This window comes from Buttiauxella izardii (assembly GCF_003601925.1).
In the GTDB taxonomy this organism is placed as follows: Bacteria; Pseudomonadota; Gammaproteobacteria; order Enterobacterales; family Enterobacteriaceae; genus Buttiauxella; species Buttiauxella izardii.
In genome coordinates this window covers 137377-159762 of the sequence record NZ_QZWH01000027.1, presented here as the reverse complement: position 1 = coordinate 159762, position 22386 = coordinate 137377, and the positions used below count along the sequence as shown (strand labels likewise).

Here is a 22386-nt window from a genome sequence, read left to right as displayed (position 1 = left end):
TCATTGTAATTTTGACGTTTTGAAACTAGATTGCGATTTCTGACAATAGCCGAAGGAAAATCGCTTTTCCTCATCAGATTTGTCAGTTTTTTAAAAACCGGCATAAAACTGCTCCACTTCTCTGGATGATATTTTTATCATTCACAGTAACTGCTGAGCATAAATGTCGTTTTTAAAAAATAAAATACCTGAACCAGAATTATGCAGCATTGCCTCTGACAGGTTGATTTTTATTTTCTTTGAAAGAGCGTGTCGAGTCGTTAATGCACCTGTGCTGTAACGCCATTCAAAAACATTAAGCTACAGTGGGTTAGTTATGAAAATAGACTTTAATTCTTTGGTTATCCTCAATGCGGTTGTCGAAAGTGGTAGTGTTTCTATCGCTGCACAGAGACTCTCTATTTCTCCTTCGTCTGTGACCTATGCCATTAATAAACTGAGACGTTTAACAGACAACCCTATCTTCACGCGCTCAAAAACGGGTGTGAAGCCAACCACTCTCGCGCATGAACTTAACACGCGTTATAAAAAAACGGTTCTGATGATCAATGAAGGTCTTGGAATTGAAGGCGAAAACCATGAGTCTGACGTGTCGAAAACCATCACGATCAGCACTTACACCTATATCGAATTGTGGATTTCATTAATGACACTGAAAAAAGAAAGCGTCATTAACAACGGGATCCTGAATTTTATTACCCATCCAGGCACCAACGATGAACGGCTGATGAAGTTGCGTAACCGTGAAGTGGATATCGATATCGGCGCGCAGCTGCCGAACGATCCATCGATTGTGTCTTATCGTTTGTTTAGTTCGCCATTCAAAGTGATGGTGAGCAAGGCGCACTCGTCGATTAAAGACACGTTGAGCGTGGATGAATGGTCAAAAAATCAGCACATTGAATGGAACAGAATTAACAGCGAGACCTCTTCGATGATGGGCGACGCGCAGATCATTGAAGAAATGATGGTGCGTAAAACACATATCACCTCGGACTCATCGCTCAATATGATGATGATGTGTGCTAACAGCGACTCACTGATGCTGATCCCAGAGTATTTTTGTTGCTGTATTGATGAGTTATTGCCGGTTAAGTTTTTTGATATTCCGTTTGTTAATAGTATGGAAGCTTCACTTTATGTCCATGCGCATACCACATCACTTAAAGACGCCTCGGTAGGTGGATTCCTGAATGTGATCAGAAACTACAACTGCTAAGGGAAATATATTCAGGCTCTGGTACTGAGTGAACATGGAGAATTTCGGCATACTGTTTATAGTCAATAGAGACAAATTGACTTAATTGAAGACATGGAAAGAAATCAATGAAACATGAAAAAATTGAGCTGAAATCCCTAAAAATCCTCAATGCAGTATTAGAAACTAAAAGTGTGACGGCAGCGGCAGAAATGTTAACTATGTCACCCTCCTCGATAACCTATGCCATCAATAAACTCCGTGATATCACCACTAACCCGATTTTCACTCGTTCAAAAGGCGGCGTAGTTCCAACTACGCTGGCGCTTGACCTTAATTCTCGTTATGTCAAAGCTATGTCGCTTATCAACGAAGGTCTGGATATCGGTTCGACAAATACCGTCAGCGGTTTTAACAAAGAGATCATTATCAGCACCTATACCTTCATGGAATTCTGGTTGTCGATGTCACTGCTTGGAAACGGCACGCTCAAAGAAGAAGGTATTTCGCTAAAATTTGCCCCTCATCCACTTACTGATATTGAGCGAATCAACAAGTTACGCAACCGTGAAGTGGACATTGATATCGGCACCGAACTCCCTCGAGACAGTGCCATCACGGTCTACAAACTTTTCGGTAGCAATAGTCAGGCGATGGTCAGTAAAAATCACCCAAAGATTAAAACCCATATGACTCAAGAAGACTGGCATACCTTCGAGCATATTCGCTGGACGCGTGAAGATTACGGTATGACGTCAATGTTAGGTGATGCCGTCACCTTAAATAAGGTACGTAACTTCCGTAATGTACTGGTCAGTTCCGCCTCCTCACTTAATATCATTATGCTCTGCGCGTATAGCGACAACATCATGATGATCCCCCGCGTGTTCTCTGAATTTTTAAAAAGCATACTGCCGGTCAACATTGTCGACATCCCCTTTGACGCCGATATCTATTCCGAGTACTACCTGCACTTCCATAACCAGTCGCTTAATGACACCCACGTCAATCGGGTGTTTGGTGAAATTAATAAACTGGTAGGAAAATAAATATTTACATCCTGATTTAATACCTGGCCGCCGTCACTGGAGGCCTTTTAACTTACTGATTACTAATACAAAAATACCACTTCACATGAATTCTAATAATCAGAATATGCATTTCAGTTCACAGGCATAGTGATTCCATCTCCCCGTGTTACTATTTGTTCGTCGACACAGGCTGTCGAACAACAAATTAAGACACCCCTTCAAAATCTTAATTGAAAGGTAGAATTAAAATAAGCTTAAATATTTTAATTCTCGTTTTTATTCACTCGTTATTTAAATCAGAGACTTTTATGAATCATTATATCACTGCACTTTCTCTTTCTACTCTGCTGGCTGTTGGCGCAATGGGCACCGCATCTGCAAACACCGGTATTATTAAATTCTCCGGCGCTATTTCTTCTTCTACTTGTAATATGAACGTGGTCGTTAATGGCGTAACTTCCCCAACGGGTGTGGTTGACTTAGGTGTTTATAAGGTCAGCGATGCAACGGCTGTGGGTGAATTTGGTACGGCAACCAACCTGTCACTGACTCCAGACCTGGCAAGCTGCGACATCTCTCCTGCCGGTGCTGACGCGATGCTGAAAATTGATGCTTCGCAGTCTGACGCGACAAATACCAGCGTTGTCACCAACCTGGACAGCGCAACCACTAACGTTGGCGTGTTGTTTGAACTGGCAAGCGGCACCGCCGTTGTGAACAAAGGCAGCGTGAATCTGGCTTCCGGTAGTGCAGATCTTGATGCTGACGGTGGTATTCACTTCACTGCACAGCCATATGCTCTGAGCGCAACAATTGCCCCGGGCACCATCGGGGGTTCAGTCGCTTATACCGTGGCTTATTTGTAATACGGTAAATAAGTAAATATCTCACCCAATTAATTCAGAAAGAATTTATTCGCTGGCCAAGGGATGGGCCGGGCTTTCTGTTGCCGTTAATTGGGTCATTTCACTTATTATTCGGGTACTTTGTCATGCGTTTTCATCCTGTAAATACTGTTGGATTATCGCTGATTGTCTGCTGTGCTCCGGCATTTGCGGGTGAAGAAGACGCATTTAATACCGATTTTATTAAAGGTCATTACGATCAAAATGCCGTGTCTGAAGCGCTGGATAAAGGATTAAACCAAAGTGCAATTTATGCGGTACAAATTAACGGTCAGTCCGTCGGTAGTTTTTATTTCAGCCGCCAGGATCACCATCTGATCTTTACCAATGAGTTTTTGCAAGTAATGACTCCATTGTTAAAGAAAGATCTGCTCGCAAAATTACAACAGGACATGTTTTTAGATAGCGAATCCGAACGCTATAACCTCACCGAAGATACGGCGCAATCTTCTTTATCTGTCTGGTTTAATGACAGCGAAGTGCAGCGTGATGCCAATGACGATATGCCGCTGGCACAGTCTATTAATGCCCTGCTGATGAATTACAACATGAGCAGCAGCTATTACCGCAATCGCCAGACAGGGGAATCGCAAACCACCCTGCCGTTTAACAGCCACGTGCAGCTAGGTATGTATGACTTCCCAATCGATCTCGATCTGTCCAGCCCGGATGTGCTCAAGGAAGGCGTAAACGTTGATAACCTCAGCGTTTCGCACCTGTTGCCGTCGATCAAAAGTGAAGTGTCCGCTGGGCAAACCTACTCCACCAGCCGCTACGGAGAAGGCTTTAGCTTCCTGGGCGCGCAGTTGAACTATGTGGACGAACTGCTGAGCCGCCGCGAACGGCTGTATACGCCGAGCATCACTGGTTTTGCGAACAGCAACGCCACGGTCGAGGTTTACCAGGACAGCCGCTTGCTCTATACCAAGACGGTCGCCGCCGGGAAGTTTGTGATTGATGAAGTTCAGGGTTTGTCGAACCAAACGTTGCGCGTGGTAGTTAAAGAAGCCAACGGTAGCGAACATACCTTCTACTACGAAAACACCGTGGTTCCGGGCTTATTAACGCCGGGCACCCACAGCTACCAGGCGAACGCCGGACGCTACCGTTTTGGTAATAATGAGCTGGGCGATGCTTTTGCTTCCGGTGAATATTCATATGGCTTTACGCACTGGACGCCTACGCTAAGCACCATTGTTTCCGGCGATTATAAAAACCTGACGCTGGGTGCCGCTTTGCCATTGCAGAAATTGGGTGCCGTTGGCCTTGCAGTCTCTAATTCCAGTTTTAAGCATAACGATAAGCAGGATAACGGCCAGAGTTACAGCATTAGCTATGCGAAATATATGACCAACGGCATCAATATTCAGCTTGCGGGTTACCGCTATTCCACACGCGATTACTACACTTTCAGTGAAGCGATGGAAGCCAAGCGCCACAACGATCAGGAACATGATTCAGTGCGTAACCGCTTTACCGCAACGGTAATGGCACAGGAGCCGATTTTTGATAATCAGATTTCACTCAACTTTTTGCGCGATCAGTATTGGGTCAACCAGTCAGCGCGAAACACTTATTCGGTGAACTACGGCGGGTACGCCCGTGGCGTGAGCTATAACGTCTCGCTGTCAAAGTCATACACCGATGACCGTAAACCTGATACCAGCCTCGCCCTGTCGATTGATATTCCCTTCGGCAGCAGTGGGAAAAGTGCCTACACTCGTTACAACCAGGATAGCAGCGGTAATAGCACCGAGGTGGGTTTAAACAGCTATGACGTTAATTCCAGTTATAACGTTGCGGCGTCCCATGACTCGTATTCTCATGAAAACACGGTGTCCGGCAGCTACAGCCGCTACAACGATCGTTATAACTCGCAGGTGAGTTCAAGTATTGGTACCAGCTCGGTTTACGTGTCGGGTTCATTGAGCGGCAGCGTAGCCGTTGCCGATGGGCATTTCATGACCAGCAGCAGCCAGTCAGCCACCATGGCATTGGTAAAAATGGAAGGGGCTGAAGGGGCAATGGTTAACGGGATTCACACTCAGGATAACGGTTATGCGCTGGTTCCTTTGAACGATAGTTATGAGGGTCAGGACGTTTCAGTCGATACCTCATCGTTACAAAACAATATGATGCTCGATCGCTCACTGATCAAAGTGCGCCCTAAACGCGGCAGCGTAGTGAAAATGGATTTTGCCACCAAAAAAGTGAAATACGTTCGCGTGGTTTTACTTGATGCAATGAAAACACCATTGGGATTTGGTTCGTTGATTAAATCTGATGATGGTCAGGAATACTATTTGGGTAATGGCGGCAGTCTGCTTTTACAGATAGCGGTTAACTCAAAAAACGATATCAAGCCCGTGGTACTAAACAATGTTGCTACAGGCTGCAACTATACTATTTCTGCAGGTGTGCTGAAAAAACAGTTTGCGGAAGACTTTATTAACGCCGGAGAACTGACATGCGTAAACAAATAACATCCCTGAGCTTAGCTATTGGGCTTCTGGTGGGAATGACACAGGCTCAGGCCGCGTTATCACTGGGCAATACTCGCGTGATTATTGACGGTCAGTCCTCCAATTCTATTGAAGTCATTAACAGCTCTACCAGCCGTTACGGCGTGCAATCCTGGGTGGAAGACAGCGCGGGTAAAGATCCCGGCAAGGCTTTGGTCGTTACCCCGAGTTTCCAGGCAATCGAAGGTAAGCAGAAAGCCGTGCTGCGCCTTCTGTCGTTTGCTCCACTACAGAATAAAGAACTGCTTTATTATCTTAACGTTCAGGAAATCCCACCCAAAGTGGCGGATACCGGGCGCAGCCAGCTTTCTATGGCGGTAAGAACAAAAATTAAAGTTCTGATTCGTCCAACAGCCCTGAAAGAAAATCGTAAGCAAGCGGAAGAGAAAATCACCATTGCCAAAACGGCCAATGGCCTGCGTTTCGCCAACCCAACGCCTTACTATTTTGCCGTGACCACCGTCGCCGTGGGCGGTAAAAATTATACCAAAACGGCTGTTGGGACTTTTGCGCCAATGAGCAACGTGGAATTAAAAATCCCAGCGGGCGGAGCATCATCTGCAACGTTAAGCTATCTCGATGACTTCGGTGCAACGCGGACGGCAAATATCGCGATTCAATAATTCAGGCCCGGCTCCATGATCAAGAGAATGAGAATGAAAAAGCTATTCCTGTTATCCGCAACGCTATTTTGTTACTCAACGGCAAGTTATGCCGTTGATGACAAGGTTTGCTATCCCACTTCTGGGACACCGACACAACAAAGTTTTCAAATTACCAAGACGTTATCGAAGGAAGAAAACGTTGCTAATGCGACGATTGTTCCGCGCACAGCCACAACCAGTTCAGGAAGCACAAACTTTACCTGCTATTGCGCGTCACCCAGTACTTCCGTAGCCCATTACTGGTCTTCAATGGCGATGTTTCCTTACACCACTATCAGCGGGCAAAACTGGCAGCAATTGACACCAAACCTGGCTGCCAGCGTCGAGCTTTATATCTATAACTCGACGGGCGGCCCGGTCAATAACGATCAGCATCCGGTTCCTTTTACAGGGGTAACAAACCGTACTTCTGAAAAGTGTGGGATGACAGGTACTGCCGCATCGGGGAGTAAGGGTTATGTCTCGGTAAAAGTCACCAAACCTTCCGTGGGGAATATTACTTTTAATGGCCCTGTCGCTAAAATGTGGCATTACCGGAAAGCAGGCTACATCAACCCGTCAGACCCGGTTGAGGTGGTGGTTAACCTGAACCTGAATATCACCATTCCCGGCGGCTGTACTTTGCTGCAGGGTAGCGTATTGAATATTGATTTGGGTGGGCAAACAAGACAGACACAGTTTGTTGACCGTCCTTACCCGCAGTCGCCTTCGTCCTATTCACCACGTGCTGTTGATCTAAGATTTGACTGTGACTTTACCAATGCGGCAATGGATGTCGTTTTGACGGGTGATACTGACGATCAGGGCAAAGGCTTTGCCACTTCCAGCCCGGATGTTTCGGTGATCGTGACTGATGCCAGCGGCACTATTATTCCCCCGAACACCACGGCTGGGAATGTTGCAGTTGACGCGACCTCGATAAGCTCCACATTGAAACTGAAAGCCTATCCGACAAACTCGGGTTCCCAGGCCGCACCAGATGCTGCGCCTTATAATGCCACCGCGACCATTTTACTTTCCTACGAGTGAAAAGAAGCCGGCTGAATTAAGCCGGCTTCTTTTAGAACGCTCCCAACAAATCTTATGCTTCTTTCGGTGACAGCAGCATTTTATAGATTGCACCACCCAGGATGCCACCCACAATCGGTGCCACCCAGAACAGCCAAAGCTGATGTAACGCCCAGCTACCCTGGAAAATTGCCACAGCAGTACTACGTGCCGGGTTCACAGAAGTATTGGTTACTGGAATGCTGATCAGGTGAATAAGCGTTAAGCCCAGACCGATAGCAATTGGCGCAAAGCCTGCTGGCGCGCGGCCATCGGTTGAACCCATGATGATGATCAGGAAGAATGCGGTCAGAACCACTTCTGCAATTAAAGCAGCCATCATCGAATAGCCTGCTGGTGAGTGTTCACTAAAGCCGTTGGAAGCAAAACCTGCTGCTGCGCTGAAATCTGCTTTACCGCTGGCAATCAGATACAGGACTGCTGCGCCGAATACACCACCGACAACCTGAGCGAGAATATAAGGCACTACATTTTGAATGCCAAAACGCCCACCCGCCCAAAGGCCAAAGGTAACTGCTGGGTTAAAATGACCGCCAGAGATATGACCTACCGCGTAAGCCATCGTCAATACAGTCAAACCAAACGCCAGCGAAACGCCCACAAAGCCAATACCTAATTCAGGATAGGCTGCGGCTAAAACGGCGCTGCCACAACCGCCAAACACCAACCAAAAAGTACCAAACATTTCTGCCATTAATTTTTTAAACATGATTGCGTCCATTAGATTTTAAATTTTAAAAACGATAATTTCGAAAAATAAAAATTAGCTTGCACCGCATTAATTTCAATACGGCACTTAATTCGCCGAGAGAATATTAGTCAACTAAAGCAATAGCAAGACGCTTGATTCACTTTAAGAAGTATCGTGGAAAAGACGTCAATTACGAATTCCTATTTTTATTATTTAGAATAAGAGAATCACTTTGGCGGGTAAAAATAAACACAAAAAATTATTTTTTATGAAAAGCCATTAAATTCAATTGAATACATATTAATCTAAATAATAGAAATAGCTTTTTAGATGACTAAGTTTATTCTCAACAATAGAATTAAAATTCAATGTCGAGAGTCATATCGACACTCTTAATATTTTTTGGACAAAGGCATTTCCAGGAAGAAAAATGAACAATGTGATTGTTTATAGCAAAAATCATTATATGAATATAGGCTTGGATTTTTTGGTCTCGCGTCACATCCAGCTGAATGGAATGACGGTAAAACAGTGTCAATCTTACCTGACGGCGCTACGACTCGCAAAAAAATCCAGATTTATTTTTTTTGATGAGAGTGACGGAGCCAGTCAGGCAAAAAGGCAAGTGTATCTGATAAAAAAAATCAATCCTGAAATTAAAGTATTCTCATTAGCCACCGGGAAAGAATATAGCTTTGAGAGTTTAGGCAAAGGGTACATACATAAGAGGAGTCAATTCAAATACAGCCCGCTACCTAACATCATAAATACAATTCAGAATATTAAATACTCCACACCTGCTGCAGATAGAAGTATTGATTATTCAGATAAAACCCAATTTGACGGAAATATTTTACCACGATTAACCGAGCGTGAGTCACTAATACTTAACCTTATTCTCAAAGGAAAATGCAACGCAAGAATAGCCCATCTTCTCGACATTGCGCCGAAAACAACAAGCAGCCATCGCAGAAGTCTGTTCCGAAAAATGAATGTTCGCTCTATCGCTGAACTTGTCGACTACATGCATTGATCAGAACCCGCGGGTTTCACTGTAAACAACGGTCATGCAACACAGTCCCTTACTCAATCTCTTGAGTGGAAAACAGGAATCAAGATCATGGCAGTTAAAATTCGAGAATGCAGGCAAGATAATTGCGCTTTAGCGCAGGAATATGCTCACATTATCAAATGTATGCATACAAAAGGTAAATCGAACCGCATCGAATCTGCATCTCATTGCGATGTAGGCTATGATTTTTCCTCTGAGACTCAAGAGCATATTGCTAAAGCCATGTACAACCGGGCCATCAAGCTTTCTCTGGATGGCTATGCAAGCGACGCCCTGTCCTGTTACCACGCGTTAATTGAAAGTTTTGACGATATCGACCAGACGGTGACCAAAGAATTCATTGCGGGGGCAAAGCACAACCAGATCATGCTCGCAAAACTTATCTTCATGACCTCATGAGCCAATAATTTTTTGAAAAAATGACGGCTCAGAAACGAAAAGCCCCAGCTTATTTCTAAGCTGGGGCTTGAATGTTGGTGGAAGCGTAGAGATTCGAACTCTAGAACCCTTTCGGATCGCCGGTTTTCAAGACCGGTGCCTTCAACCACTCGGCCACGCTTCCAACGAGGCGAACTATAAACATCTCCGAACTTCCTGTAAAGCCTGTGTTTGTTCGTTCGCTTTAAAAATAACCAAAATCGTTTTGTTTGGTTGAAACATCAACAAGTTGAAAACAAAAACGAAAAAGCCCCAGCTTATTTCTAAGCTGGGGCTTGAATGTTGGTGGAAGCGTAGAGATTCGAACTCTAGAACCCTTTCGGATCGCCGGTTTTCAAGACCGGTGCCTTCAACCACTCGGCCACGCTTCCAACGAGGCGAACTATAAACATCCCCATACTTCCTGTAAAGCACGATTTTGTTCGTTCGCCTGATAAATCACCAAACTTGTGTTGTTTGAGTGAAACACCAACAACTTGAGTAATTTAACAACAGCTTGCAACGTCCAGCCATCAGTGTTTTTTGATGTACATATCTTTGGTGTAGTAGAAACCCAGATTGTTTGGCGCATATCCGCCGACGTAAGGCTTCACTAACTGGGCTAAAACATAGTGATAAACCGGAATGGCTGGCACATCTTCGGCCAGTTTATCCTCGGCTTGTTGGTAGAACTTACCGCGCTGTTCAACATTGTCTGCTTTGGCTGCGTTTTTTAGTGCGTCGTCAAAAGCGGTATTGCTGTACTTCGAGGTATTTTCACTATCACCCGTGCGGAAGTTATTCAGGAAAGTCGCTGCATCGTCGTAATCAGCAATCCACGCATAGCGCACTAAGTCATAAGTCCCGCTGTGCATGGTATCGAGCATGGTTTTCCACTCCTGGTTTTGCAGCTTCGCTTCGACCCCGAGATTTTTGCTCCACATCGAGCTGGCGGCAATGGCGATACGTTGATGCGATTCAGAGGTGTTGTACAAAAGATTGAATTTCAACGGATGGGTGGCATTAAAACCCGCCTCTTCCAGAAGTTTTTTCGCTTCTGCTACCCGCTTCTGATGGCTCCAGCTGGCGTATTCAGGAGATTTGAGTTCAACACCACCAATATTTTTTTGACTGATGACCCAGGCCGGGATTTGCCCCTGCCCCAGCACTTTATCCGCGATAATGTCTTTATCCAGTGCCATGTTAAGCGCACGTCGCACACGCGGGTCGTTAAATGGCGGCTTGGTCGTATTAAACTGGTAATAGTAAGTGGCAAGTTTAGGCGTCACATGAACCTGATCGGGGATGGATTTTTTCAGTGACGCGTAGAGTGTTTGCGGGACAGTCAAAACAATATCAATCTCACCCGCTTTGTATCGGTTGATATCGGCAGTTTCGGAAGCAATGGGTAAGTAAGTCACTTTGTTAATAACGGTGTGGCTGTCGTACCAATAGTTTTTATTACGCACCCCGATAACTTTTTCGTTCACCACCCAATCAGAAAGTGTGTATGGCCCACTACTGACAAAATTCGCAGGCTGGGTCCATTTGTCGCCGAACTTCTCAACGGCGGCTTTATCAACAACCACCAGCGAGGTGTGTGCGAGCATTGCGAGGAATGCGGCGGTAGGTTGCGTCAGCGTAACCTGGAGCGTCGCATCATCTAATGCCTTAACACCTAACGTATCAGGGGATTTTTTACCCTGCGCAATATCTGCTGCATTTTCCACATGCATATTGCCGAGATAGCTCGCATAAGGTGATCCTATTTTTGGATTAACCAGGCGCTGCCAACTCCAGACCACATCTTCAGCAGTGATCGGCTCACCATTGGACCATTTAATGCCTGGGCGAAGATGGAAAACCCATTCCGTGCTGCTTTTTTGTTCCCATTTTTCAGCCAGTCTTGGCTCAATGGAACCATCGTTGCGTACCTCTACCAGCCCTTCAAAAAAGTCACTGATAATCGCCGACTCAACACTGCTCTCAACTTTATGAGGATCGAGTGAAGCCGGTTCGCTGCCATTGTTGCGCACAAGTTCTTGTTTCGCAGCCAGTTCGGTACCCGCTGGGACGTTAGCCGCCCAGGCACCGGAAATAGCACTAGCCAATCCAATTGCGATAAACGATTTAATAAATGTGATGTGGTTGTTTGTTTTCATTACACACGCCTTATTTGAGTTATTAACGACGGTACGGTTAACACTCTTAGCAGCCGTAATAGATAAAGCAATAATTTTCAGCCACATATAAGTGATTTTTATGACGAATGTCTGGTCTGCAAAATAAAGGCTTGCAAGGTAAAGATGGGTAAAAGGACTTTATTGCAATAAAGGAGGCTATTACTCTCAGTCACTATAACCACCTGCTATAAGAGAGAGTTTCTGAATGGATCGCATAATTACTTCCTCGCGTGACCGTTCGTCACTGCTGAGTACCCACAAGGTACTGCGTAATACTTATTTCCTGCTCAGCCTGACGCTGGCGTTTTCTGCAATTACTGCAACCGCCAGCACCGTGCTGATGCTGCCTTCACCGGGGTTGATTCTGACGCTGGTCGGCATGTATGGCCTGATGTTCCTGACCTACCGCCTGGCAGATAAACCAACCGGTATTCTGGCGGCGTTCGCCTTTACTGGCTTCCTGGGATACATCCTTGGGCCGATGCTGAATTCTTATATTTCGGCGGGTATGGGCGATGTGATTGGCATGGCGCTGGGCGGCACCGCACTGGTGTTCTTTAGCTGCTCCGCTTATGTGCTGACCACTAAAAAAGACATGTCCTTCCTCGGCGGTATGCTGATGGCGGGCGTGGTTGTTGTGCTTATCGGTATGGTGGCTAACATCTTCCTACAATTGCCTGCTCTGCATCTGGCAATCAGCGCGGTGTTTATCCTGATTTCATCCGGCGCGATTTTGTTTGAAACCAGCAATATCATCCGTGGTGGCGAAACCAACTATATTCGCGCAACGGTGAGTTTGTATGTTTCTCTGTACAACATCTTTATCAGCCTGTTGAGCATTCTGGGCTTCGCAAGCCGCGATTAATCGCAAAGCGCACTCCACACCAAAGCCTCGCATCTGCGGGGCTTTGTTTTTTTCTGGCTCAGCAAAATTTGCTACACTGCGCCCAGTTTGTCTGGAGCAAAGAATAATGATGTTGATGTTTGAAGGTCGTGAGATAGAAACCGATGCCGATGGTTATCTCAAAAATAGTCAGGAGTGGAGCGAACCGCTTGCCGAAGCTATTGCCGCAAAAGAAGGCATTACGCTTGCCGTAGAGCACTGGGAAGTGGTGAGATTCGTGCGCGAGTTTTACCTGGAGTTTAATACTTCCCCGGCCATTCGCATGCTGGTAAAAGCCATGGCAAACAAATTCGGAGAAGAGAAAGGCAATAGCCGCTATCTGTACCGATTGTTTCCAAAAGGGCCGGCTAAGCAGGCAACAAAAATTGCTGGCCTGCCAAAACCGGTGAAATGTATTTAGTAGCGAATACTAAAGTCTTTCCATTGGCGGTCGGGTTGGTGAGGTTCGGTCAGCACTTTATCAACCCTGGCACTGCGTGGCCCTCCAGCTTTTAGCCACGCAACAAGTTTCTCAACTTGTTCAGCTTCACCGCAGGCCAATACCTCAACGCTACCGTCATCCATATTGCGGGCATAACCGGTTAAACCGAGTTTTAACCCCTCGCGCTGGGTGCTGTAACGAAAACCGACTCCCTGAACCAGGCCGTGGACCCAGGCAAGTGTACATACTGTGGCCATAACTTCCTCCGTTTCGGGTTCTTGCGTTGCATTTAGCCGGTGTAAGCCGGAAAATGACGCCCAATTATTAGCAAGAAAGCATAGCAAATTATGAGTGTACGTTTAGTGTTAACCAAAGGGCGCGAAAAATCGTTATTGCGCCGTCATCCGTGGGTGTTTTCTGGTGCCGTAGCACGCATGGAAGGCAAAGCCAATCCTGGTGAAACGATTGATGTCGTCGATAGCCAGGGCAAATGGTTGGCCCGTGCAGCTTATTCCCCGTCGTCGCAAATTCGTGCGCGCGTCTGGACATTCGATGCCAACGAAAGCATCGATATCGAATTTTTCACCCGTCGTTTAAAGCAGGCACAAGTCTGGCGCGAATGGCTAGCGGCGCGTGATGGCCTGGACAGTTATCGCCTGATTGCCGGTGAATCCGATGGCCTGCCAGGTGTGACGATTGATCGTTTCGGTAATTTTTTAGTGCTGCAATTACTTTCAGCAGGCGCTGAATACCAACGTCCGGCGCTGGTTGCGGCCTTACAAAGCTTTTACCCGGAATGCGCTATTTACGACCGTTCTGACGTCGCGGTGCGCAAGAAAGAAGGCATGGAACTCACACAAGGCCCCGTCAGCGGCGAATTGCCACCAGATCTGCTGCCAATTGAAGAGCACGGCATGAAATTGCTGGTCGACATTAAAGGCGGCCACAAAACCGGTTATTACCTCGACCAGCGCGACAGCCGTTTTGCCACGCGCCAGTATGTGAAAGACAAACGTGTGTTGAACTGCTTCTCTTATACCGGTGGTTTCGCGGTTTCTGCGTTGATGGGCGGCTGTAGCAAGGTTGTCAGCGTGGATACTTCGCAAGACGCTCTGGATGTTGCGAAGCAAAACGTTGAGCTGAATAAACTCGATTTGAGCAAAGCCGAGTTCCTGCGTGATGACGTGTTTAAACTGCTGCGCAAATATCGCGACCAGGGTGAGAAATTCGACGTTATCGTGATGGACCCGCCGAAATTTGTCGAAAACAAGAGCCAATTGATGGGCGCTTGCCGCGGCTACAAAGATATCAACATGCTGGCGATTCAGCTGTTGAATCCGGGTGGCATTCTGATGACCTTCTCTTGTTCTGGACTGATGACCACAGATTTATTCCAGAAAATCATCGCTGATGCCGCCGTAGATGCCGGGCGTGATGTACAATTTATAGAGCAGTTCCGTCAGGCCGCAGATCACCCGGTGATCGCCACCTATCCGGAAGGGCTGTATTTGAAAGGGTTTGCCTGTCGCGTCATGTAACTTGAAAAATGGAATGTCGCCCGCACATTAATGGCTGGTGATGTTTCTCAGGAGGTGACTATGATTGCCAGCAAATTCGGCATTGGCCAGCAAGTTCGACACTCTTTGCTGGGTTATCTGGGAGTGGTGGTCGATATCGACCCGGAATACTCTCTGGATGAACCAGCAGAAGATGATCTGGCCGACAACGATGCCCTCCGTAGTGCCCCCTGGTATCATGTAGTGATGGAAGATGATGATGGCCAGGCGGTGCATACCTATCTTGCTGAAGCCCAGTTAAGTGGGGAGTCACAAGACGAGCATCCCGAACAACCGTCGATGGATGAATTGGCGGCTTCGATACGGCAACAGCTTCAGGCACCTCGCCTGCGTAATTAGCAAAAACCCCGCGCTGCGGGGTTTTTTATTAGTGGATTATTTAGCCAGCCCCAATCTTGGGATTTCAATCGCCGGGCATTTATCCATAACCACAGTCAGCCCCGCATCTTGCGCCAGCACTGCCGCCTGTTCATTGATCACGCCCAACTGCATCCACAACGTTTTTGCGCCAATAGCAATCGCTTCTCTCGCCACTTCCCACGCGGCTTCTGAATTACGGAACACATCGACCATGTCGACTTTCTTAGGGATCTCAGCGAGCGTGCCGTAGCCCTGTTGCCCCAAAAGTGTTTTACCCGCCACTTTCGGTGACACGGGAATCACTTCATATCCTTGATCGAGCAAATATGCCATCACGCGATAGCTTGGCCGGTCGGGCTTATCACTCGCCCCAACCAGAGCAATTGTTCGGGTGTTTTTTAGAATTGTTTCGATATCTGCCTGTTTCATTACACTCTCCGCTGGGACTCAGTAACCAAAAGTGTATGCCATCCCTTACTCACTCACCATCTTTCCCATACGGACGTAGTAGAGCAAACTCTGGAAATATGTCTATATGTTAATGAGCGGGCGATGTGAAAAATTTTGATACATTCAGCTACGGATAGTCCAATTTCCCTGAGGCAGGAGTCATTGATGAGAACCTGGTTCTTAATCGCGATAGGTTGTTTCCTTATTTTGCCGCTTGAAACGTTGGCAACGACATTGCGCTTGTCTACGGATGTAGATTTACTGGTTCTTGATGGAAAAAAAGTTTCCAGTTCATTACTGCGAGGCGCGGACAGCCTCGAGTTGGATAATGGCCCGCATCAATTGGTGTTTCGTGTCGAGAAAAATATCCGTACCAGCGCGCGTGAGCAAGGCCTGTATATTTCGCCGCCATTGGTGGTGAGCTTCGATACTAAAGAAGTGAACCAGGTTAATTTCAACCTGCCGCGACTTGAGAATGACAAAGAGAGTGATGAGTTTGACCGTGCTCCGCATTTGCAATTATTGGATGGCAATGCAGCGGTGATCCCATTGAAAATTGATATTTTGCCGGTCAAAACCACCTCTCAGGGAATTGATTATGAGCAAGCGACTCAGGTTTACAACAAAGCGGGAAAAACGGCGTCAATTAAAAGCTTTGCGACGATGATGGCAGATGACAGTGAACTCCTCTCAAAATCCTCTGAACTTGATGCCCCTGCACGCCAGTCCGAAACATTAACCGAGCAACGCCTGCGATATTGGTTTTTACAAGCCGACAAACCCACCCGCGACCGTTTCTTGCAATGGGTAAAAGATAACCCAACGCAATAATTGCTTTGCTAATCCTGCATTTTTGACACCCTTCTCTTGCAGCATCAGTGGCTTCCAGTAAGCTGTAGGCAATTTTAATCAATCAGGATTAAGCAATGGAATTAACGACCCGCACCCTCGCGGAAAGAAAACATATTGCGCTGGTTGCGCATGATCACTGCAAAGACGCGCTGCTGAAATGGGTGGAACGCCATAAAGCCATTCTCAACCAGCATGTCTTGTACGCAACGGGCACTACAGGAAATCTGATTCAACGCGGCAGCGGACTTGATGTGAATGCCATGCTGAGCGGCCCAATGGGCGGCGATCAGCAGGTCGGTGCGTTGATTTCTGAAGGGAAAATTGATGTGCTGATTTTCTTCTGGGATCCACTTAACGCCGTTCCACATGACCCGGACGTTAAAGCGTTACTGCGTCTGGCAACCGTATGGAACATCCCGGTTGCCACCAATTTATCGACCGCTGATTTCATTATTCAATCGCCGGGATTTGATCAATCGGTAGAAATTTTGATCCCTGATTACCCGCGCTATTTGGCAGAGCGCTTGAAGTAGTTTACGGTCGATTAGCCGCGGGCACGCCTAGCTGTTTGAGAATGTCGACAAAACTGGACGGTTCCTGTTTGTTGAATAACAGCCAGACACGATGACGAGCCCGCGTCATTGCCACATACAATAACCGCCGTTCTTCCGCATCTGGATAGTCTTCTGGTTGTGGCAACAACGCCTCTTCCATGACCGATTCTCGTGCCACTGCCGGGAAACCATCTTTCCCCTCCTGCAAACCCAGAACCACGACATAATCCGCTTGCTGCCCTTTGCTGGCATGGATCGTCATAAAATCGACGGCCAATTTAGGCCAACGCGTCGAAGCTTTTTCAAGAATCGCCGGACGTAAATGATGGTAACGCGCCAGCATCAGAATGCGTTCTTGCGGTTTAACGTACCCACTCATTTTGTCGAGCAGCGCTTCAAGCTGATCGTCAGCCAATAACGTTACGGCTTTTTTGTCACCTTTTGACAGGCTATTGAGCGGCTTGGCAAGTTGATGAGGGTTCTGCTGCACAAAACGATTAGCAATTTCGCCAATGCGATCGTTGAAGCGATAAGTGGTATCCAGCGCGCATTGGTCCGCATCCTCGCCAAAGTGGTGGGCAAAGGCGGTGGTCAGGCTCATTTCGGCACCGCTGAAACGATAAATTGCCTGCCAGTCATCTCCGACGGCATAAAGTGAAGTATGGGAATTTTGCTTTCTTAATGCTGCCAGCAAAGCCGCACGTTGCGGGGAAATATCCTGAAATTCATCAACTAAAATATGCTTCCATGGGCTGATAAAACGCCCTTTTTCCAGGACATTAATGGCCTGATGAATCAACCCGGAGAAATCGACAGCCTCTTCGGCTTTCAGCGCCGTTTTCCAGCTTTTTAATAAAGGTGCCATCAGTTTGACGCGTTTGGCAAAAAGATCGCGAATCTCTTCCGGCGCTGCGGCAATCATTTCAGCTTGCGAGCCGCCATGCATGCGCATCAGGCCAAGCCAACGATCTAAACGGCTAGCCAGGCGTTTTGCTAAACGCTCATCTTTCCAGTATTCACCTTCCGGCACATCCCATTGCAACTCGTCCCGTAACCATTCGCGCCAGCCTTTCGCCTGTGCTTTTTTCTCACGGCATTGCTGTTGCCAGCTTTCAATCAGCAACTGGTGACGCGCGCTGGTATCGGATTCCAGATTGCTGACACTCGGCACTTTCTTGCTGCCTTGTTGGATAATATGCAGCGCCAGCGCATGGAAAGTACGGGCTGAAATCGCATCGGTATGCAGGCGTTCAGCGATGCGCTCGTCCATCTCCTGAGCGGCTTTGCGACCAAATGCCAATAATAAGATCTGATCTTCGCTGGCTTCGCCACGTTGCAGCAACCAACCCGCACGGGCCACCAGCACCGACGTTTTGCCACTCCCGGCTCCCGCTAACACCAAAAGTGAATCTTCGCCGTTGACCACGGCGCGCGCTTGAGATGGATTGAGTGGTGAACTTTCGATTTTCTGGAAAAATTCAGCATGCTTTTCGAGCATATGATTAGTAAAAGCGGTGTTGCGCTGATGGCGGCGCGTCTCGCCTTGTTCAAGCCAGGCTTTGCATTGCAGCCAGACTTCACGGCAATTCTCGAAATCTTCAAGCCTTGCCTGCGGCAGTGGCAATGCAGAAAAAGCGGCGCGCACATTTTGCTGTAATGCCTGCATATCGCTGCGTTTGAACCACTTTTCCTGCTGGATTTGGCGTGTTATCTCGGCATATTGTTGATGCAACACCTGAGCCGCCACTTCGCTCATTTCAGCGCTCCAGCTCTGCCACAACTGATCAAGATGATGATAAAAGCGCTGAGTTTCGTTCCATTCTGTACCATGCAAACGCACGACTTTGTAATCAGGCAGCACAAATTCCAGCTCGCCCCAGACCAGGCCGCGCTTACAATTTATTGCTATTAACTGATTGAATGGAATAAGGTATTCGTGACGTTCTCCTTTCACCTCTACACCCGCAGCCAGTAATTTCACGCGATTGTACGGGTGTTGTGCTAAATGTTTGCCAAGAGAGGTCGCTTTTAATTCCATTACGCTATGCCTGATCCAGAATGGTGATTGTGGTTAAGTTTACCCGGCGAAGGAATGACGCTCCAGAGTAAAAACGCGTTACAATTGTTGTGGTTATTTATTTACACCCTAAATAAGAGTGATTATGCGTACAGTCCTAAATGTATTGAACTTTGTACTCGGCGGTTTTCTGACCACCCTATCCTGGTTGCTGGCCACGCTTGTCAGTATCATTTTTATTTTCACGCTGCCGCTGACACGATCCTGCTGGGAGATTACTAAACTCTCTTTCGTACCATACGGTAACGAAGCAGTGCATGTCGACGAGCTCAACCCTCAAGGGAAAAGCGCCATTCTGAATACCGGCGGCACTTTGCTGAACATCATTTGGCTGATATTTTTCGGCTGGTGGCTGTGCTTACTCCATATCGCTACGGGCATTGCCCAATGCATCACCATTATCGGTATTCCTGTGGGAATCGCTAACTTCAAAATTGCGGTCATCGCGCTTTGGCCTGTAGGCCGTCGTGTTGTTTCAGTTGAAGTCGCACAGGCTGCTCGCGAAGCTAACGCCCGCCGTCGTTTCCAGTAATTCTGACAAGAATAGTGAGTATTAATGCTTAGTCCAATTCTGCGTCGCTATACCTGGAACAGTGCCTGGTTGTATAACTTGCGCATTTTTATTGCGCTCACTGGCACTGCTGCCCTGCCCTGGTGGATGGGAGAAGTTAAGCTCACGATTCCGCTGACGCTGGGTGTGGTTGCCGCAGCGCTTGCCGATTTAGATGACCGATTGACCGGGCGTTTACGCAACCTTCTGATTACGCTGGTTAGCTTCTTTATCGCTTCGGCATCTGTGGAATTGCTATACCCATGGCCCGTGCTGTTTGGCATTGGGTTAATGGTTTCCACCAGCGGATTTATTCTGCTGGGCGGTTTAGGCCAGCGTTATGCCACCATTGCCTTTGGCGCACTGCTTATTGCCATCTATACCATGCTGGGCATTTCTTTATACGAGCACTGGTATCAACAACCGATTCTGCTGTTGGCCGGTGCCATCTGGTACAACTTGTTGACGCTTGCCGGGCATCTGATTTTCCCCATCCGCCCGCTACAAGATAACCTGGCCCGTTGTTATGAAAGCCTTGCGCGCTATCTGGAAGTCAAAGCCACCCTTTTTGACCCCGATATCGAAGAAGAAAGCCAGGCCCCGATGCTTGAGCTTGCAATGGCTAACAGTCAGCTTGTCACGACGCTGAACCAGACCAAAGGCTCTTTATTGACGCGTTTGCGTGGCGATCGCGGACAGCGCGGCACGCGTCGGACGCTGCACTACTATTTTGTCGCCCAGGATATTCACGAGCGCGCGAGTTCATCCCATATTCAATATCAGGCCCTTCGCGATAAATTCCGTTATAGCGACATTATGTTTCGCTTTCAGCGCCTGCTGACCCTGCAATCGCAAGCCTGTTTGCAGCTTTCGCGCTCTGTTTTGCTCCGTGTGAAGTATCAGCACGATCCGCGTTTTGAGCGGGCATTTACCCATCTGGACGCCGCGATTGAAAGGTTAAAAACTGACCCAGCGCTGGCGAGCGAGCTAAAAGCTCTGGGTTTCCTGGTCAGTAATTTGCGCGCTATTGATGCTCAACTGGCGACGATTGAATCTGAACAGGCACTGGCTGCACCAGAACGTGATATTGAAAACCGCTTGCTCGATGATCGTTTAACCGGCTTTAGCGATATCTGGCAACGGCTGAAGCGCAACCTGACGCCGGAATCTGCATTGTTCCGCCACGCGGTACGTATGTCTGTTGTGCTGTGCGTGGGCTATGCGTTTATTCAGTTGACCGGGCTCAAGCATGGCTACTGGATACTCCTGACCAGTCTTTTTGTGTGCCAACCTAACTACAGCGCCACACGCCGTCGCTTGGCGCTGCGTATTATCGGCACGCTGGTCGGCGTGGCGATCGGCTTGCCGGTTCTCTACTTTGTGCCGTCACTCGAAGGGCAGCTCGTTTTGATCGTGATTACTGGCGTGCTGTTCTTTGCATTTCGTAACGTGCAATACGCGCATGCCACCATGTTTATCACGCTGCTGGTGTTGCTGTGTTTCAACCTATTGGGCGAAGGTTTTGAAGTGGCCATGCCGCGAATTTTCGACACCCTGTTGGGTTGTGGGATCGCATGGGCGGCGGTGACATTCATCTGGCCAGACTGGCGTTTCCGTCGGCTGCCATTAGTAGTAGAGCGGGCATTCAATGCCAATTGCCGTTATCTGGATGCCATTCTTGAGCAGTATCATCAAGGCCGGGATAATCGCCTCGAGTATCGTATTGCCCGTCGGGATGCTCACAACAAAGACGCTGAATTAGCCTCGGTGGTTTCCAACATGTCATCAGAACCTCGCGTCACGCCTGAAGGCCGGGAAACGGCGTTTCGTTTGTTGTGCCTCAATCACACATTCAACAGTTATATCTCTGCGTTGGGTGCGCACCGCGAAAAGCTGACCAATGAAGAGATTTTATTGCTGCTTGATGACGCCGTCTGTTATGTCGATGATGCGCTTCACCATTTGCCCGCAGATGAAGAACGTGTTCAAAAAGCGTTGCAGGGGTTGTCAGAGCGGATAAGTTCGCTGGAGCCGCAACCAGAGACCAAAGAGCCATTAGTCCTTCAGCAAGTTGGCCTGTTGGTTGCACTACTACCAGAAATATCTCGCCTCCAGCAGCTTGTCTCGCAACAGTACGATTAGCGGGAATGCCGCAACTCGTATAATTGCCCCCACTCCACTAACTCCTGGCGCGTTGTCGCCGGGAGTGCAGCTTCATGAATCCCGCAAATTGCCCCCGCTAAAGCAAGTAGCACTCTCACCCCCAGACCTTTTTTTACATTCCTCAACTTTATCCAGGAACGTTTTGCACCATAGGCATGGAGCGTTCTTACATCAGCAATACCCGCCTCCCACAGCATCATTTCCAGGCCATGGGTCAAATTTGGCAGGTCTTTGAGCCGTTTCTGAGCTTTATGGCGGGATTTTTCACGGCGGGCACTAAACAAAGCATCCGTTGACAGTTGTAAGAGTTTTTCTTGATCGCCCCACAACCCTTCATCAACACGGAAATAATTAAGTTCAATCGTTCGCCCGCGTTTGTTGTAAAGCAAAGGTGGTGCCGCCTTCTTAACAAAATAAACCTCGGTTTGCTCACAGGCTCGCAGGTAAAGCTCCCCTTCCGAAACCATGGCAAACACCACATTTTCGACCGTCAAACTATAGCCCCCAAACAGCGAGCGATGGCTAATATCGCCTAGCGGAGATAAGCATTCTTTCGACTGATGAATCCTTGCATAAGATCGCTTCTTCATGAATATATCCTTAAATATCATGCTATAACACATCGGGACGGCTTATTACTGTTCCCAGTAACACGAAAATAGGTAACCTCATGACAGACAGCAATCACATTTTCGCATTCCGCCGATTTACGTGTTGGAATTGCGA

22 protein-coding genes and 2 tRNA genes are annotated in these 22386 nt (G+C 47.6%); 16 read left to right on the top strand and 8 right to left on the bottom strand.

What is annotated here, in order from left to right:
• Nucleotides 1–316: 316 nt before the first annotated feature.
• The 6 genes from D6029_RS13205 to D6029_RS13180 all read left to right on the top strand — a co-directional run bounded on the left by D6029_RS13205 (nucleotide 317) and on the right by D6029_RS13180 (nucleotide 7350).
• Nucleotides 317–1219: a LysR family transcriptional regulator gene (locus D6029_RS13205; RefSeq protein ID WP_120065187.1), complete on the top strand. Its 903-nt coding sequence runs from the start codon at nucleotides 317–319 to the stop codon at nucleotides 1217–1219.
• Nucleotides 1220–1326: 107 nt separating this feature from the next.
• The gene (locus D6029_RS13200) at nucleotides 1327–2247 is read left to right on the top strand and encodes a LysR family transcriptional regulator (RefSeq protein WP_120065186.1); all 921 of its coding nucleotides are present in this window, start codon (nucleotides 1327–1329) and stop codon (nucleotides 2245–2247) included.
• Between the two features lie 290 nt (nucleotides 2248–2537).
• Nucleotides 2538–3095 (top strand): fimbrial protein, encoded by a 558-nt coding sequence (locus tag D6029_RS13195; protein ID WP_120065185.1) that lies wholly within the window; start codon nucleotides 2538–2540, stop codon nucleotides 3093–3095.
• 125 nt (nucleotides 3096–3220) lie between these two features.
• Nucleotides 3221–5617, top strand: coding sequence for a fimbria/pilus outer membrane usher protein (locus D6029_RS13190; protein ID WP_120065184.1), 2397 nt, complete (start codon nucleotides 3221–3223; stop codon nucleotides 5615–5617).
• Nucleotides 5602–6279, top strand: coding sequence for a fimbrial biogenesis chaperone (locus tag D6029_RS13185; RefSeq protein WP_120065183.1), 678 nt, complete (start codon nucleotides 5602–5604; stop codon nucleotides 6277–6279). The genes D6029_RS13190 and D6029_RS13185 overlap by 16 nt, the downstream gene beginning before the upstream one ends.
• 33 nt (nucleotides 6280–6312) lie before the next feature.
• Nucleotides 6313–7350, top strand: coding sequence for a fimbrial protein (locus tag D6029_RS13180; RefSeq protein ID WP_167456000.1), 1038 nt, complete (start codon nucleotides 6313–6315; stop codon nucleotides 7348–7350).
• Between the two features lie 52 nt (nucleotides 7351–7402).
• Here D6029_RS13180 and aqpZ read toward each other — a convergent pair whose 3' ends face one another.
• On the bottom strand, nucleotides 7403–8098 hold the full coding sequence (gene aqpZ, locus D6029_RS13175) for an aquaporin Z (protein ID WP_120065181.1): 696 nt from the start codon (nucleotides 8096–8098) through the stop codon (nucleotides 7403–7405).
• A gap of 412 nt (nucleotides 8099–8510) precedes the next feature.
• Here aqpZ and D6029_RS13170 point away from each other — a divergent pair, with 412 nt between their 5' ends.
• Nucleotides 8511–9113: a response regulator transcription factor gene (locus D6029_RS13170; RefSeq protein WP_120065180.1), complete on the top strand. Its 603-nt coding sequence runs from the start codon at nucleotides 8511–8513 to the stop codon at nucleotides 9111–9113.
• Between the two features lie 87 nt (nucleotides 9114–9200).
• Nucleotides 9201–9551, top strand: a complete 351-nt coding sequence (locus D6029_RS13165) for a hypothetical protein (RefSeq protein ID WP_120065179.1) — start codon at nucleotides 9201–9203, stop codon at nucleotides 9549–9551.
• A 75-nt stretch (nucleotides 9552–9626) separates the two neighbouring features.
• On the opposite strand, the gene D6029_RS13160 is transcribed toward D6029_RS13165, so the two are convergent.
• The 3 genes from D6029_RS13160 to D6029_RS13150 form a co-directional block, all read right to left on the bottom strand.
• Nucleotides 9627–9714 (bottom strand) — tRNA-Ser (locus D6029_RS13160).
• A 159-nt stretch (nucleotides 9715–9873) separates the two neighbouring features.
• Nucleotides 9874–9961, bottom strand: a tRNA-Ser gene (locus tag D6029_RS13155).
• Nucleotides 9962–10102: 141 nt separating this feature from the next.
• Nucleotides 10103–11731 (bottom strand): ABC transporter substrate-binding protein, encoded by a 1629-nt coding sequence (locus tag D6029_RS13150; RefSeq protein ID WP_120065178.1) that lies wholly within the window; start codon nucleotides 11729–11731, stop codon nucleotides 10103–10105.
• Between the two features lie 226 nt (nucleotides 11732–11957).
• Between D6029_RS13150 and yccA the strand changes: the two genes are divergently transcribed.
• Nucleotides 11958–12617, top strand: coding sequence for an FtsH protease modulator YccA (yccA, locus tag D6029_RS13145; protein WP_034494370.1), 660 nt, complete (start codon nucleotides 11958–11960; stop codon nucleotides 12615–12617).
• 109 nt (nucleotides 12618–12726) lie between these two features.
• Nucleotides 12727–13056, top strand: a complete 330-nt coding sequence (gene tusE / locus D6029_RS13140; RefSeq protein ID WP_115629731.1) for a sulfurtransferase TusE — start codon at nucleotides 12727–12729, stop codon at nucleotides 13054–13056.
• Here tusE and yccX read toward each other — a convergent pair.
• The gene (gene yccX / locus D6029_RS13135; protein ID WP_120065177.1) at nucleotides 13053–13334 is read right to left on the bottom strand and encodes an acylphosphatase; all 282 of its coding nucleotides are present in this window, start codon (nucleotides 13332–13334) and stop codon (nucleotides 13053–13055) included. The two genes, tusE and yccX, sit on opposite strands and share 4 nt — an antisense overlap.
• Before the next feature lie 90 nt (nucleotides 13335–13424).
• Here yccX and rlmI point away from each other — a divergent pair, with 90 nt between their 5' ends.
• Together rlmI and hspQ are read left to right on the top strand one after the other, a co-directional pair.
• Nucleotides 13425–14615, top strand: a complete 1191-nt coding sequence (rlmI, locus tag D6029_RS13130) for a 23S rRNA (cytosine(1962)-C(5))-methyltransferase RlmI (RefSeq protein ID WP_120065176.1) — start codon at nucleotides 13425–13427, stop codon at nucleotides 14613–14615.
• Between the two features lie 60 nt (nucleotides 14616–14675).
• Nucleotides 14676–14993, top strand: a complete 318-nt coding sequence (gene hspQ / locus D6029_RS13125) for a heat shock protein HspQ (protein ID WP_120065175.1) — start codon at nucleotides 14676–14678, stop codon at nucleotides 14991–14993.
• A 36-nt stretch (nucleotides 14994–15029) separates the two neighbouring features.
• Here hspQ and D6029_RS13120 read toward each other — a convergent pair whose 3' ends face one another.
• Nucleotides 15030–15443, bottom strand: a complete 414-nt coding sequence (locus D6029_RS13120) for a CoA-binding protein (RefSeq protein WP_120065174.1) — start codon at nucleotides 15441–15443, stop codon at nucleotides 15030–15032.
• Nucleotides 15444–15629: 186 nt separating this feature from the next.
• On the opposite strand from D6029_RS13120, the gene csgI reads away from it, so the two are divergent.
• Nucleotides 15630–16295 carry a curli synthesis inhibitor gene (gene csgI / locus D6029_RS13115; protein ID WP_120065173.1) on the top strand — a complete coding sequence of 222 codons (666 nt, stop codon included), beginning with the start codon at nucleotides 15630–15632 and terminating at the stop codon, nucleotides 16293–16295.
• 95 nt (nucleotides 16296–16390) lie between these two features.
• Complete coding sequence (mgsA, locus tag D6029_RS13110) at nucleotides 16391–16849, top strand: methylglyoxal synthase (RefSeq protein WP_120065172.1); 459 nt, start codon at nucleotides 16391–16393, stop codon at nucleotides 16847–16849.
• Nucleotide 16850: 1 nt separating this feature from the next.
• Here mgsA and helD read toward each other — a convergent pair whose 3' ends face one another.
• The gene (gene helD, locus D6029_RS13105) at nucleotides 16851–18908 is read right to left on the bottom strand and encodes a DNA helicase IV (protein WP_120065171.1); all 2058 of its coding nucleotides are present in this window, start codon (nucleotides 18906–18908) and stop codon (nucleotides 16851–16853) included.
• Nucleotides 18909–19032: 124 nt separating this feature from the next.
• Between helD and D6029_RS13100 the strand changes: the two genes are divergently transcribed.
• Together D6029_RS13100 and yccS are read left to right on the top strand one after the other, a co-directional pair.
• Nucleotides 19033–19479, top strand: a complete 447-nt coding sequence (locus tag D6029_RS13100) for a YccF domain-containing protein (protein ID WP_034494361.1) — start codon at nucleotides 19033–19035, stop codon at nucleotides 19477–19479.
• 24 nt (nucleotides 19480–19503) lie between these two features.
• A complete protein-coding gene (gene yccS, locus D6029_RS13095; protein ID WP_120065170.1) occupies nucleotides 19504–21639 on the top strand; it encodes a YccS family putative transporter in 2136 nt (711 codons plus the stop codon).
• On the opposite strand, the gene D6029_RS13090 is transcribed toward yccS, so the two are convergent.
• Nucleotides 21636–22250 carry a TfoX/Sxy family DNA transformation protein gene (locus D6029_RS13090; RefSeq protein WP_120065169.1) on the bottom strand — a complete coding sequence of 205 codons (615 nt, stop codon included), beginning with the start codon at nucleotides 22248–22250 and terminating at the stop codon, nucleotides 21636–21638. The genes yccS and D6029_RS13090 overlap by 4 nt on opposite strands.
• Nucleotides 22251–22386: the final 136 nt, after the last annotated feature.